Here is a 14,329-nt window from a genome sequence, read left to right on the forward strand (position 1 = left end):
CTTACCCAACATAAATATCCACTATATCGTTCCCTAATATTTCTTTTAACCAAGATGCATTTGAAGCTATTAATTTTGCCTCTTTTAAACTTTGAGGAAGTCTTTTTGTATCAACACTAACTACATCCGTACAAGGATCTGGAATCATATTCTTTTCAATACCCTCTAAACCAGCATAAATCAATAAGGCATACGCAAGATATATGTTACAACTACAATCCGGACTTCTTAACTCCATACGATTCGAACTATGCGTAGCCGGAATACGAATCAATTGATTTCGATTTTGGTAGGACCAAGAAATGAAACTAGGCGCCTTATCCTTACCCATACGCTTATATGAATCTTTTGATGGATTTAAAAATAAAGTCATCTCCTCAATATGATGTAAGATTCCAGCCATAAAAGGCATCAACAACTCCTCATGACTTTGCACACTCATATTAATATGCATACCATTACCTGGAGCATTCTCAATTGGTTTTGGCGAAAAGTCCGCCACTAAACCTTGCATATTCGCTAAAGCCTCTACAACCCACTTAAAAGTAGCTGCATTATCAGCTGCCTGTAAAGCTTGTGAATAACGAAAATCAATTTCATTTTGACCCGGACCCATCTCATGATGTGAAACCTCCGGATCAATACCCATCTCAGATAAGGTTAAACAAATTTCACGACGAATATTTTCACCCTTATCTAAAGGGGCAATATCCATATATCCACCTTGATCTAAAGGAACAAAGGTATTGTTGCCATTTTCATCTTGTTTAAATAAATAAAATTCAAATTCCGAACCAAAATTAATTGTGATTCCCTTTTCCTTTGCCTTTTTAACTGCCTTTCTCAATATATACCTTACATCCCTTTCAAAAGGCGTTCCATCCGGATATTGAATATCACAATACATACGAATTACACTGCCATCCATACTTCGCCAAGGAAGAATACTCATCGTATTTGGATCTGGAAATAAGAATAAATCACTATGCACTTCATCTAAAAATCCATCAATGGCACTGGCATCAAAACTAATACCTTCCGTAAATGCTCTTTTTAATTCGGTTGGTAAAACGGAAACATTTTTCTGCCTACCATAAATATCAAAATAAGAAAGACGAATAAAGCGAACGTCTTGTTCTTCGCAAAAACTCAATACATCTTCATAAGTCATAATTTTCACCTCGAATAATTAATACACTATTTTCATAATGTTTTCAAATCTTTTTACATTTTTTCATTGACAATACAAAATATCTGTTTATAATGAATGCATACATGGCAAGGACGCCAAAAAAAGCAGAGGTTTATCCCTCATGTTTTTCGTGTCCTTGCCCTTTTTTATGTAAAGGAGAGCCATTATGAAATCAAACGTAGAAGAAATTTTTGGAAGTAAAGTTTTCGATGAATCTGTTATGCGAGAAAAACTCGCAAAAGATACTTTCCGCGAATTAGAAAAAACCATTCGCGAAGGTAAACAATTAAATATCAAAATCGCAAATGCGGTAGCCCACGCCATGAAAGAATGGGCTTTAGAACAAGGTGCAACACACTATACACACTGGTTCCAACCAATGACAGGAGTTACAGCTGAAAAGCATGATGGCTTTATTAATCCCGATAAAGATGGCAAAGTCATTATGGAATTTAGTGGTAAAGAATTAATCAAAGGTGAACCTGACGCCTCAAGTTTTCCAAATGGTGGACTAAGAGCCACATTTGAAGCAAGAGGATATACAGCTTGGGATCCAACAAGCTATGCCTTTATTAAAAATGGCGTACTATGTATTCCAACCGCATTCTGTTCTTACTCAGGACATGCCCTAGACAAGAAAACCCCACTACTTAGAAGTATGCAAGCCATTAATAAACAAGCCTTACGTATTGTGAAACTATTTGGCAATGACGATGTTCAAACCATTAAAACAACCGTAGGACCTGAACAAGAATATTTCTTAGTTGACCAAAAATATTATGAACAAAGAAAAGACTTGATTTATACAGGACGTACACTATTTGGTGCACCATGCCCTAAAGGACAAGAATTGGAAGATCACTATTTTGGAACTATTAAATCGCGTGTACAAGAATTCATGTCGGATTTAAATCAAGAATTGTGGAAACTTGGCATCTTAGCTAAAACGGAACATAACGAAGTAGCCCCTGCTCAACATGAATTAGCCCCAATTTTTACAACGACAAATATCGCAACAGACCATAACCAATTGACGATGGAATTGATTCAAAGAGTTGCCAAAAAGCATGGATTGGTTGCCCTACTTCATGAAAAACCATTTGAAGGCATCAACGGTAGTGGTAAACACAATAACTTCTCTTTATCTACAGATACAGGAATCAACCTACTAGAACCAGGCGATACACCTCATGAAAACGCTCAATTCTTAGTTTTCTTAGCTGCCATTATTAAAGCCGTTGATGAACACCAAGACTTATTAAGATTAAGTGTAGCTACTGCAGGAAACGATCACCGATTAGGTGCAAATGAAGCTCCTCCAGCTATCATCTCCATCTTCTTAGGTGATGAATTAACTGCTGTATTAAAGGCCATTGAAGAAGAGAAGCCATATGATGGAAAAGAAAAAGAATTGATGAAGATTGGTGCTACTGTTCTTCCTAAATTCCCTAAAGATTCTACCGATCGTAACCGTACTTCTCCATTCGCATTTACAGGAAATAAATTCGAATTTAGAATGCCAGGATCAAACGCAAGTATTGCCGGATGCAACATTGTATTAAATACAGTGATTGCGGATGAAATCGAAAAATTTGCGAATATCTTAGAAGCTGCAGATAATTTTGACACGACATTACACGCATTGATCAAAGATACAATCAAGAACCACAAACGCATTATCTTCAATGGCAATGGCTACGATGATTCTTGGGTTAAAGAAGCTGAATCGAGAGGTCTATTAAATCTTAAGACAACGCCTGATGCTTTACCATATTTCAAAACAAAAGAAAACATTGAATTATTTGAAAGACAGAAAGTCTTATCAAAAGAAGAAGTTCAATCTCGTTATGAAATCTTAATGGATGAATATGAAAAACAAATCAACATTGAAGCTTTGACTATGTTAGACATCGCCAAAAAAGACATTTTACCAGCCGCAAGTAAGTTCTCTAAAGAATTGACAGATACCATCACAAACAAAAAAGCCATTGGCATTGACTTAACATATGAACTTGAAACAGCTAAAAAGGTCAGTGAATATTTAACCGAAGCTTATCAAGCTTTGATCACATTAGAAAAAGATGTTGAAAAACTACATGAGATCGATGATTTTGAAAAATCAGCCTTCTATGTAAGAGATTTCATTATCCAAGACATGGCGGCCTTAAGAAAACCTTGTGACAAATTAGAAGTCGTAACATCAAATGAAGATTGGCCATTCCCAACCTATGGAAAATTATTATTCTCAATTCTATAAACCGGCAATTGCCGGCTTTTCCGTTCTAAGGAGATATTATTTATGTGTACAATTATAGGATATAAATCATTAAAAATAAGCGAAAACACAATTCATAAAGCATTAGAAAGCACCTATTCTAGAGGACCTGATGATGAAAGAATTCAACAAGTAGGATGTGGCTATTTAGGCTTTCAAAGACTATCCATTATGGGACTTAGTCCAGAAGGCATGCAGCCATTTGTTAGAAATAACAACCTTGTCGTATGTAATGGTGAAATCTATGGCTTTCGAAAATTAAAAGCAGAACTCGAAAAAGATGGCTACACATTTATTTCGCAAAGTGATTGTGAAATTCTTTTACCACTCTATGAAAAATATGGTTTAGACATGTTTAAAAAGCTAGATGCCGAATACGCATGCATTATTTATGATGCCAAGAAAAATGACTTTGTCGCTGCCCGCGACCCCATTGGTATTCGTCCCTTGTTCTATGGCTATGATAAAAACCATAATATCGTATTCGCTTCCGAAGCTAAAAATCTTGTTTCAATTGTTGAACAAATCTTTCCCTTCCCTCCGGGATTCTATTATACCGATGGAAAATTCACTTGTTACTTAGATGTTACTAAAGTGGATAAAGTAATCACTTCAGATCTTGAAACCATCTGTACAAACATCCACGATAAATTAGTAGAAGGTGTTAAGAAAAGATTAGATGCCGATGCTCCACTAGGATTCTTATTAAGTGGAGGATTGGATTCAAGTCTAGTATGTGCCATCAGCCAAAAATTACTAAACAAACCCATCGAAACCTATGCGATTGGAATGGAAGAAGATGCGATTGATTTAAAATACGCCAAAGAAGTCGCTGACTTTATTGGTAGCAACCACCATGAAATTATAATTAATAAAGATGATGTTTTACATGCTATTAAACCCGTCATCAAAGCTTTGGCAACCTTTGACATCACCACCATTCGCGCCAGCATTGGAATGTATTTAATTTGTAAAGCCATTCATGAACAAAGCGACATTCGCGTATTACTTACCGGAGAAATCAGTGATGAATTATTCGGCTATAAATATACCGACTTTGCCCCAAGTGCAGATGCATTTCAAGAAGAAAGTGTAAAACGAGTACATGAACTTTATATGTATGATGTATTAAGAGCCGATCGTTGTATTTCCACAAACTCCATCGAGGCTCGTGTTCCTTTTGGAGATTTAGACTTTGTCAAATACGTCATGTCCATAGATCCTGAAAAGAAAATGAATACATATCATAAAGGAAAATATCTACTTCGTCATGCATTTGAAAAAGATGAAATTCTTCCTTATGACATTTTGATGCGTGAAAAAGCCGCCTTCTCGGATGCGGTAGGACACTCTTTAAGTGATGACATCAAAGAATATGCCCAAAGCTATTACACAGATGAAGAATTTAAGGAAAAAGTAAAAAAATACAAATACTGTACTCCATTCACAAAGGAATCCCTATTATATCGAGAGATTTTTGAATCCTACTATCCAAACCAAGCGAGTATGATCAAAGATTTCTGGATGCCAAATAAGAACTGGGAAGGATGTAACGTCAATGATCCAAGCGCTCGATATTTATCAAACTATGGAGACAGCGGAAAATAGGAAGGATTGTGTAAACTATGAATTTTGAAATTGAACATGATGCCTGCGGTATTGGTACCGTAGTCCAAATCGATGGCAAACAAAGCTATGACGTTGTCGATAAGGCATTACACATTGTAGAAAAATTAGAACATAGAGCCGGTAAAGATGCGAGTGGTAAAGTGGGGGATGGTGTTGGAATCTTACTTCAAATTAGTGATGATTTTTTTAGAAAAACATTAAAAAAAGAAAATATTAAACTTCCAGAATACTATGGAGTGGGTATGTTTTTCTTGCCAAGAAACAAACTTTTATTAAATCAACATAAAAAGATATTTGAAAAATTTGTAGAACAAGAAGGTTGCAAATTTATCACATGGCGAAAAGTTCCTTGTAACGAATCTATCTTAGGTCAAAAGACCAAGGACTGCATGCCAAATATCTATCAAGCTTTTATTGAAAGACCTCAAAATATTTCGAGTAATGTAGATTTTGACAAAGTCTTATATGTCATTCGTCGTGAATTTGAAAAGAGTTGTAAAGAAACCTATATCGCAAGCTTAAGCAGTCGTACTATTGTCTATAAAGGCATGTTTCTAGTATCCCAATTAAGAAACTTTTACCTAGATCTTCAAGATAAAAATTATAAATCTGCCATTGCGATCGTACACTCTCGTTTCTCTACCAATACCACACCATCTTGGCAAAGAGCGCATCCAAACCGTTTTATTGCGCACAATGGTGAAATCAATACCATTCGTGCCAACGTCAATAAGATGTTAGCGCGTGAAGAAAGTATGCACTCTGAATTCTTAGACAAAAATTCAAGTAAGATTCTACCTATCATCAATACTTCAGGATCGGATTCTGCCATGCTAGATAATGCCCTTGAGTTTTTAGTTATGAATGGCATGCCACTAGAAAAAGCCGTTATGATCTTAATTCCAGAACCATGGAAACACCAAGACATGGACCAAAAGAAAAAAGATTTCTACCACTACTATGCCACAATGATGGAACCATGGGATGGTCCTGCCGCCATTTTATTTAGTGATGGTGAAAAAGTCGGAGCTGTCCTTGATCGTAACGGACTAAGACCAAGTCGTTATTATCTAACAAGCGACAACATGTTGATTTTATCAAGTGAAGTCGGTGTTTTAGATATTGATGAAAAGAAAATCGTAAAAAAATCTAGACTTGAACCAGGCAAAATGTTGCTTGTGGATACAAAGAAAAAAGAATTGATTGAAGATTATGATTTAAAGAAAGAATATGCCTCTTCGAATCCATATGGAGAATGGCTAGATACCTATCTATTACACCTTAAAGATTTGCCAGCTCCCGATAAGAAAACCCACATCCACTCTCAACATGAAAGAGATATTCTTTATAAGATTTTCGGATATACCTATGAAGATGTAAAAGACATTATTTTACCAATGGCCCGCGTCAAACTTGAACCAACAAGTGCGATGGGTACCGATATCCCTTTGGCAATTTATTCCAAAAATCATTTAAGTTTATTCCATTATTTTAAACAACTCTTCGCCCAAGTAACCAATCCACCAATTGATTCTTTACGTGAAGAAGTTGTTACAGATACAACTATCTATATTGGTAGTGATGGAAACTTATTAAAAGACAAATCCGAAAACTGTACAGTCTTAGAGGTTAATAATCCAATCTTAACATCACGTGATATGGATAAGATTCGTCAATTAAATCAGACAGGATTTAAAAACGAAACCATTTCCCTATTGTTCTATCGTGGTACGTCTTTAAAAGAAGCTTTAGACAACTTATTTATTGAATGTGACAAAGCCTATAGAAATGGTGCAAATATCTTAATTCTTTCTGATAAAGGTGTAGACGAAGGTCATATGGCTATTCCTAGTCTTTTAGCTGTATCTGCCTTAGAACAACACTTAGTCAAAACCAAAAAGAAAACCGATGTATCTATCATTGTAGAAAGTGGTGAACCTAGAGATGTTCATCAATTCGCTACATTACTTGGCTATGGGGCAACCGCCATCTATCCATATTTGGCACATGAATGCATTGAAGAAATGATTCAATTGAATATGTTAGATAAAGAAGTCAATATTGCGATTGATGATTATAACGAAGCCATTTTAAAAGGCATTGTTAAAATTGCAGCTAAAATGGGAATCTCTACGCTTCAATCGTATCAAGGAGCCCAAATCTTTGAAGCCATTGGAATTTCAAAAGATGTCATCGATACCTATTTCACAAATACCATTAGTGAAGTGGAAGGTATCACTTTAGAAGATATCGAAAAAGATTTGATCTACCATCATGATTGTGCTTATGATCCATTAGGACTTACAACCGATACAAGTCTAGATTCCATTGGATTCCATAAGCTAAGAAAGGGAGATGGAAAAGAAGATCACTTATATTCTCCAGAAACGATTGTGAAACTTCAAAGAGCTACACAAACCAACGATTATGATTTATTTAAGGAATATTCCAACGAATTAAATTCAAACCGTCAAAAACATCATTTGAGAAGTCAATTGCACTTTAAAAAGACAAGAAATTCAAGTCCATTATCGGAAGTGGAAAGTGAATATGAAATCGTAAAACGCTTTAAAACAGGTGCCATGAGTTATGGTTCTATCTCTGAAGAAGCGCATACTTGCATGGCGATTGCGATGAACCGTTTGGGTGGTAAATCCAATTCGGGCGAAGGTGGTGAAAAACCAGAACGTTTAGGTACAGAAAAGAACTCCGCTATTAAACAAGTGGCAAGTGGTCGTTTTGGTGTCACCGAAGAATACTTAGTCAGTGCCAAAGAAATTCAAATCAAAATGGCACAAGGCGCAAAACCAGGTGAAGGTGGACACTTACCAGGCAAAAAAGTCTATCCATGGATTGCAAAAACTCGTTATTCAACGCCAGGCGTATCTTTGATTTCCCCTCCTCCTCACCACGACATCTACTCCATTGAAGACTTAGCTCAATTGATCTACGACTTAAAAAATACCAATCCACAAGCTCGAATCAGTGTCAAATTAGTTAGTGAAGCTGGTGTTGGTACGATTGCCTCTGGTGTTGCCAAAGCCGGTGCTAGCGTCGTCTTAATTTCTGGCTATGATGGAGGTACAGGGGCGGCTGCACAAAGTAGTATTCACCATGCAGGTCTTCCTTGGGAATTAGGTTTAGCCCAAGCCCACCAAAACTTAGTGGAAAATGGCTTAAGAAGTCGTGTTTTAATTGAAACCGACGGAAAATTAATGACCGGAAAAGATGTAGCCATTGCCTGCTTATTAGGCGCTGAAGAATTTGGCTTTGCGACTGCACCACTTGTTACTATGGGATGTATGATGATGCGTGTATGTAATCTAGATACTTGTCCATTTGGTGTGGCAACACAAAACCAAAAATTAAGAAAACGTTTTAAAGGAAAACCGGAATATGTCATGAATTTCATGTTGTTTATTGCCCGTGAATTAAGAGAAATTATGGCTGACCTTGGCTATCACACAATCGATGAAATGGTTGGTCATACAGATAATCTTGAGGTTGATGAAGATGCGAATATGGATTACTCAAACATTTTAATGACTCCACACAACATTCATTATGAACCTAAAGATACATATAACTTTGAACTTGAAAAAACGGTGGATATGAAGACATTACTTCCTAAGTTTGAACCTTACTTCAACGAAAAAAAGCCTCATTCTGAAACAATCTCAATTTCAAGTACGGATCGTACCGTAGGAACTATTTTATCCAATGCCGTCACTAAACAATTTAATAACACATTAGAAGATGATACATATACAGTCCATTGTAATGGTGGAGCTGGACAATCTTTTGGTGCCTTTGCACAAAAAGGAATCACTTTAGATGTTCATGGCGATGCCAATGACTACTTTGGTAAGGGCTTGTCTGGTGGTAAATTGATTATTCAACCTAAAGAAGAAGCGACTTTTAAGCCAAATGAAAATGTCATTATTGGAAATGTTGCCTTATATGGTGCTACAAGTGGTGAAGCCTATATTCGTGGTATGGCTGGTGAGCGTTTTGCGGTTCGTAATTCAGGTGCAAGTGCGGTTGTAGAAGGTGTTGGAGATCATGGACTTGAATATATGACAGGTGGTACTGTCGTCATTTTAGGTCAAACTGGTAAAAACTTAGCTGCCGGTATGTCTGGTGGTGTTGCATATGTATATGATCCGAATCATGATCTATATATGCGTTTAAATAAACAGTTAGTCAATACATATGAAGTAAGTGGAAAAGCGGATAAAGAAGTATTAGAAGAGCTTTTAAACAAGCATTATACATATACAGATTCAGATGTAGCTAAAAAGATTCTTTCAAATCTAGATAAAGAATTATCAAACTTTAAAAAGATCGTTCCTAAGGATTATGAAAAGATCACAACATTGATTCAAGAACTTCAGGCAAAAGGCTATCACGAAGATGAAGCCAGTCTTATGGCTTTTGAACAAGTACACGCATAGGAAAGGATGAAGGATTATGGGAAAACCAACAGGATTTTTAGATTACAAACGACAAGAAAATGAAGCGATTGAGCCACTTAGTCGAATCACAAATTTTAATGAATTTCATCCTTTTTTAGATGAAGAAACACGACGCAAACAAGGTGCACGCTGCATGAATTGTGGCGTTCCCTTTTGTCAGTCCGCTATCAAATTAAAAAACATGGTCACGGGTTGTCCTTTACACAACTTGATTCCGGAATGGAATGATGAAATCTATAATGGCAATGATAAACGTGCTTTATCAAGATTATTGAAAACCAATCCATTTCCTGAATTTACAGGTCGTGTATGCCCTGCTCTTTGTGAGAAGGCATGTTTAAATGGTTTAGATCAAGATCCAGTCACAATTAAAGAAAATGAATTGTATACGATTGAAACGGCCTATACTAACAATTGGATGAAAGCTTTTATTCCTAGTGTTCGCTCCGATAAAAAAGTAGCCATCATTGGTTCAGGACCTGCAGGTTTAGCTTTGGCTCATGATTTGAATCGTAGAGGACATGCTGTTACAGTCTTTGAAAAAGAAGATCGTCTTGGTGGTTTATTGATGTATGGTATTCCGAATATGAAACTGGAAAAGAAAGTGATTCAAAGAAGATTAGACATACTTACCGAAGAAGGAATCGTTTTTAAAACCAATGTCAATGTTGGAAAAGACATCACAAAAAAAGAATTGGAAAAAGAATATGATGCGATCATCTTTGCGACTGGATCCAAAAAAGCACGAGATTTACATGTAAAGAATCGTGATTGTACAGGCATTTATTTTGCGGTGGACTATCTTACAAAGGCAACGAAACATTTGTTGGATAATACCGAAGAAATCTCTGCCAAATATAAACATGTTGTGATTGTTGGTGGTGGTGATACGGGAAATGATTGTGTTGGAACAAGTATTCGTCAGGGGTGTGCAAGTGTAGTTCAAATTGAAATGATGCCAAAAAGCCCAGATGAAAGACTTGAAAGTAATCCATGGCCCGAATGGCCTAAGATCTGTAAAACAGATTATGGTCAAGAAGAAGCAATAGCTGTCTTTAAAAAGGATCCTCGTATTTATGAAACAACTATTAAAGAATGTATATTAGATGACAAGAAAAATCTAAAACAGATCAAAACGGTAAAAGTACGCTTCAACAATGGAAAGCTTGAAGAAGTGAAAGGTACAGAACAAATCTTGGATTGCGATTTATTATTGATTGCGGCTGGTTTTATTGGTGTTGAAGATGATTTAAAGAAGAGTTTTAAATTGGAAACAACACAGAGAAATACGATTGTGACACAACCAAATTCTTTTCAAGTCAAAGACAAATACTTTACGGCTGGAGATTGTCATAGAGGTCAGTCTTTGGTTGTTTGGGCAATCCATGAAGGTAAAGAGTGTGCTAAAGAAGTGGATGCGTATTTAATGGGTTATACAAATATGGAATAATTTAAACTTGTTTTAAGCTTGTTAATATATCCTTGTATTGTAAACAAGGAGGTATAAGGACATGAAACAAGAAATGCCAAGAATTCCAAATTCTAACTATAATTTATTCAAGAAAGGATCAAAATTAATTTTAAGTGCAGCTACATTTGGTGTGGTTGCGGCCGGAAGTTTTCAAGGTGTCAATTATGTAGTGAATAACTACAATAAAGAAAATACAACGGTGCAAAGTACAAATGTAGTCAATACTTCAAGTTCATCAACTTCAAATGTAAGTAAAGTCGCTCAAAATTGTATGCCTAGTATTGTATCAATTACCAATGTTTCCGTTTCGGATGTACAAAATTATTTTAGTATGTATGGAAATAACTCAAGAAGCAATCCGTTTACCCAACAAGAAAGTACAAGTGTAGGTAGTGGTGTTATTATCAATAAACAGAATGGTGAAATCGATATTTTGACAAACTATCATGTTATTAAAAATGCCAAGACCTTGACTTGTACATTAGCGGATAATACAAATGTAAAAGCCACAGTAAAAGGTGTAGATGAAGATCGTGACTTAGCTGTAATTTCCATTAAAACAAGTGATTTAAGTGAAGATACTTTAAAACAAATTGCGATTGCGACAATTGGAGATAGTGACAAACTTCAAGTTGGTGAACAAGTCGTTGCGATTGGTAATGCGTTAGGCTATGGTCAAAGTGTTACAACAGGTATTGTATCGGCGACAAATCGTAGTGTTTCTACAAGTTCAGATACAGATAAATCGCAATCTTATATTCAAACCGATGCGGCAATCAATCCAGGAAACTCAGGTGGTGCCCTACTAAATATGAAAGGTGAGCTTATTGGCATCAACTCTGCCAAATTAAGTGATACAGATGTAGAAGGTATGGGCTATGCGATTGCGATCAGCGATGTCAAAGATTCAATCAACACAATGCTTCAAGGAAAAGATGTAAGTAAATCATCTACGCAATCTTCTTATTATTCACAGTACAACAATAATGAAGAAGAATATGATGATGATGACTCCACTTCTCCATTTGACTTCTGGAACTAAAACAGGGACTTGATTCCTGTTTTTTTTTATTGTAAACTATTGAAGATGTTTTTTTGTGGATATGGATCGCATGACCATAATCTATGTATGAAGACATCTATTTGATTAGTTACATCGTATTCTTAAAAAGAAACGAAAGTAGGAGGAAATATGAACAAATCAAAACTATCAGTACGCCAGATGTGCGTTTTGGCTTTATTTTTAGCCATCGAAATCATCATGTATCTAACACCAATTGGATACTTACGTATCAACGCATTAAGTGTTACATTGATGCACGTGCCTGTAATTATTTTGGCTAGTACAATGGGACCGGCAGCCGGTGCTTTCTTAGGATTCGTATTTGGTTGTACTTCTGTAATTGGAGCTACAATGACACCTGGAATCACAAGCTTTGTCTTCTCTCCATTTATCACAGTTGGTGGAATTTCTGGTAACTTCTTTAGTTTAGTTATAGCTTTAGTACCACGTATTTTGTTGGGTGTCATTGCTGGTTATGTATTTAAATTTGCGAAAAAATACGCAAAGAATACGCCAGTCGCTGCAGGTATTGCAGCCGCTGTTGCGACAGTATGCCACACAATCATGGTATTAGGATTGATCGTTATCTTATTCGGTCCTCAATACTCACAAGCTTTAGGTATTAGCCAAGCTGCATTGAACGGTGTTATGGCCGGTGTCATTGGAACAAATATGATTCCTGAAGTCATCGTAGCTGTTGTTTCAAATATGGCTTTAGCGACTGCATTAAGTTCAAGATACGTTGGAATTGCTCAACAAGCATAGTCAATGAATAGTGTAACTTTGGTTGCACTATTTTTTTTAAATGGATTATAATATTACGGGTGATAAAAATGGATTTAAATTGGAAATTAAATAAAACAGAACATATTGTACAAGATGAATGGATCGACTTTCGTAAAGAGTCTTTTATTCTTCCAGATGGAAAGGAATTCTCTCCTTTCTATAACTATTCAAGAAGAAACTTCGTAGTGATTATCGCAAGAACAAAAGATGATAAATATATAACGGTAAAACAATTCAGACATGGTCTAAAAAAAGTAACCACTGAATTTTGTGCTGGTGGCATTGAAGGAAGTGAACATGAAAGTGCGTTACTTGCAGCTAAACGTGAACTTGAAGAAGAAACGGGCTATATTTCAGATAACTGGAAACATATATATACGATTCCTAGCAATCCGACAATAGCGGATAATCATGCATTTTTATATTATGCTGATAATTGTGAAAAAGTATCAAATCAACATCTAGATTCCACTGAATTTTTAGAAGTCAAAGAATATACAGAAGATGAAATCAATGATTTAATTAAAAACAATGAATTTGTTCAACCAATTCATCTAATGGGTTGGCTAATGGTGAAAAAAGGCGTATTATAGGGATGTAAAGGAGACTTATAAACATGGAAAAATTAACTAAAAAGGACATCATTTCTAACATTGCCGAAGATTCTCACTTAACTAAAAAGGACATCACTGAAGTTGTTGACTTGGCACTTACACAAATCTTTGAAGGTTTAAGTGAAGGAAAAACAGTCGATCTTGCAGGATTTGGAAAATTTGAAATCACAGAAAGAAAAGCTAGAGAAGGAATTAATCCTCTAACGAAAGAAAAGATTCAAATTGAAGCTAGCAAATCTGTTAAGTTCAAAATTGCCAAAGCATTAAAAGAAGCCGTAAATAAATAATATCAAAGCAAAAAAGCATCCCTAGAGATGCTTTTTAATTACTTTAACACACTGTCCCCTCGTTTAACAGATTTTGGTTCTGTAAATTGAGCAGGCGTATCTAAATTATTTGTGATAATCAACATTGTATTTATATTATATTTTTTTGATAGCTTTTTAAAATCAACTTCAACAATTGGTTGTCCCGCTTTAACAACATCTCCTTGTTTAACATTCATGACTTTAAAACCATCTCCATCCGCTTCTACTGTGTTAATACCAATATGAACTAATAATTCAATACCATTCTTCATTTGAATACCAAATGCATGTCCAGTTGGAAACAATACAGATAATATACCATTTGCAGGTGAACAAATTGTTACTTTTTCATTTCCAAAATCAAAAGCTGTTGTCTCTCCCATTAATTTCTGAGAAAATATATCATCAGGAACTGTACAAATATCAATCAATTCACCATCAGCCATTGCGACAACAGAAATGTCATCAACATTTAATGATTCTAATTTTTCTTTCTTTTCAAAAAACTTAAACATA

General features: G+C 35.6%; 10 protein-coding genes. 8 read left to right on the forward strand and 2 right to left on the reverse strand.

Annotation, left to right across the window (positions count from 1 at the left end):
• Nucleotide 1: 1 nt before the first annotated feature.
• On the reverse strand, nt 2–1,171 hold the full coding sequence (locus tag EUBIFOR_RS06355) for a glutamine synthetase family protein (RefSeq protein WP_003865151.1): 1,170 nt from the start codon (nt 1,169–1,171) through the stop codon (nt 2–4).
• A gap of 187 nt (nt 1,172–1,358) precedes the next feature.
• Between EUBIFOR_RS06355 and EUBIFOR_RS06360 the strand changes: the two genes are divergently transcribed.
• From EUBIFOR_RS06360 to EUBIFOR_RS06395, 8 genes are all read left to right on the forward strand, one after another.
• Complete coding sequence (locus EUBIFOR_RS06360; RefSeq protein ID WP_003865152.1) at nt 1,359–3,449, forward strand: glutamine synthetase III family protein; 2,091 nt, start codon at nt 1,359–1,361, stop codon at nt 3,447–3,449.
• A 42-nt stretch (nt 3,450–3,491) separates the two neighbouring features.
• Nucleotides 3,492–5,075 carry an asparagine synthase B gene (gene asnB / locus EUBIFOR_RS06365; protein ID WP_003865153.1) on the forward strand — a complete coding sequence of 528 codons (1,584 nt, stop codon included), beginning with the start codon at nt 3,492–3,494 and terminating at the stop codon, nt 5,073–5,075.
• Between the two features lie 17 nt (nt 5,076–5,092).
• Nucleotides 5,093–9,550: a glutamate synthase large subunit gene (gltB, locus tag EUBIFOR_RS06370; protein ID WP_003865154.1), complete on the forward strand. Its 4,458-nt coding sequence runs from the start codon at nt 5,093–5,095 to the stop codon at nt 9,548–9,550.
• Between the two features lie 16 nt (nt 9,551–9,566).
• Nucleotides 9,567–11,021, forward strand: coding sequence for a glutamate synthase subunit beta (locus EUBIFOR_RS06375; RefSeq protein WP_003865155.1), 1,455 nt, complete (start codon nt 9,567–9,569; stop codon nt 11,019–11,021).
• Nucleotides 11,022–11,082: 61 nt separating this feature from the next.
• Nucleotides 11,083–12,084, forward strand: coding sequence for a S1C family serine protease (locus tag EUBIFOR_RS06380; protein ID WP_003865156.1), 1,002 nt, complete (start codon nt 11,083–11,085; stop codon nt 12,082–12,084).
• A 150-nt stretch (nt 12,085–12,234) separates the two neighbouring features.
• Complete coding sequence (locus EUBIFOR_RS06385) at nt 12,235–12,870, forward strand: ECF transporter S component (protein WP_040466264.1); 636 nt, start codon at nt 12,235–12,237, stop codon at nt 12,868–12,870.
• A 68-nt stretch (nt 12,871–12,938) separates the two neighbouring features.
• A complete protein-coding gene (locus EUBIFOR_RS06390; RefSeq protein ID WP_003865159.1) occupies nt 12,939–13,484 on the forward strand; it encodes an NUDIX hydrolase in 546 nt (181 codons plus the stop codon).
• A gap of 23 nt (nt 13,485–13,507) precedes the next feature.
• Complete coding sequence (locus EUBIFOR_RS06395; RefSeq protein ID WP_003865160.1) at nt 13,508–13,792, forward strand: HU family DNA-binding protein; 285 nt, start codon at nt 13,508–13,510, stop codon at nt 13,790–13,792.
• Nucleotides 13,793–13,830: 38 nt separating this feature from the next.
• On the opposite strand, the gene EUBIFOR_RS06400 is transcribed toward EUBIFOR_RS06395, so the two are convergent.
• Entirely contained in the window at nt 13,831–14,328 is a 498-nt protein-coding gene (locus EUBIFOR_RS06400; RefSeq protein ID WP_003865161.1) for a PTS sugar transporter subunit IIA, read from the reverse strand.
• Nucleotide 14,329: the final 1 nt, after the last annotated feature.

This window comes from Holdemanella biformis DSM 3989, from assembly GCF_000156655.1.
Taxonomy (GTDB): Bacteria; Bacillota_I; Bacilli_A; order Erysipelotrichales; family Erysipelotrichaceae; genus Holdemanella; species Holdemanella biformis.

Bases quoted from the DNA above. Each gene is read 5' to 3' on its own strand.
- EUBIFOR_RS06355 (WP_003865151.1), bottom strand. From the start codon at position 1,171: ATGACTTATGAAGATGTATTGAGTTTTTGCGAAGAACAAGACGTTCGC.
- EUBIFOR_RS06360 (WP_003865152.1), top strand. From the start codon at position 1,359: ATGAAATCAAACGTAGAAGAAATTTTTGGAAGTAAAGTTTTCGATGAA.
- asnB (WP_003865153.1), top strand. From the start codon at position 3,492: ATGTGTACAATTATAGGATATAAATCATTAAAAATAAGCGAAAACACA.
- gltB (WP_003865154.1), top strand. From the start codon at position 5,093: ATGAATTTTGAAATTGAACATGATGCCTGCGGTATTGGTACCGTAGTC.
- EUBIFOR_RS06375 (WP_003865155.1), top strand. From the start codon at position 9,567: ATGGGAAAACCAACAGGATTTTTAGATTACAAACGACAAGAAAATGAA.
- EUBIFOR_RS06380 (WP_003865156.1), top strand. From the start codon at position 11,083: ATGAAACAAGAAATGCCAAGAATTCCAAATTCTAACTATAATTTATTC.
- EUBIFOR_RS06385 (WP_040466264.1), top strand. From the start codon at position 12,235: ATGAACAAATCAAAACTATCAGTACGCCAGATGTGCGTTTTGGCTTTA.
- EUBIFOR_RS06390 (WP_003865159.1), top strand. From the start codon at position 12,939: ATGGATTTAAATTGGAAATTAAATAAAACAGAACATATTGTACAAGAT.
- EUBIFOR_RS06395 (WP_003865160.1), top strand. From the start codon at position 13,508: ATGGAAAAATTAACTAAAAAGGACATCATTTCTAACATTGCCGAAGAT.
- EUBIFOR_RS06400 (WP_003865161.1), bottom strand. From the start codon at position 14,328: ATGTTTAAGTTTTTTGAAAAGAAAGAAAAATTAGAATCATTAAATGTT.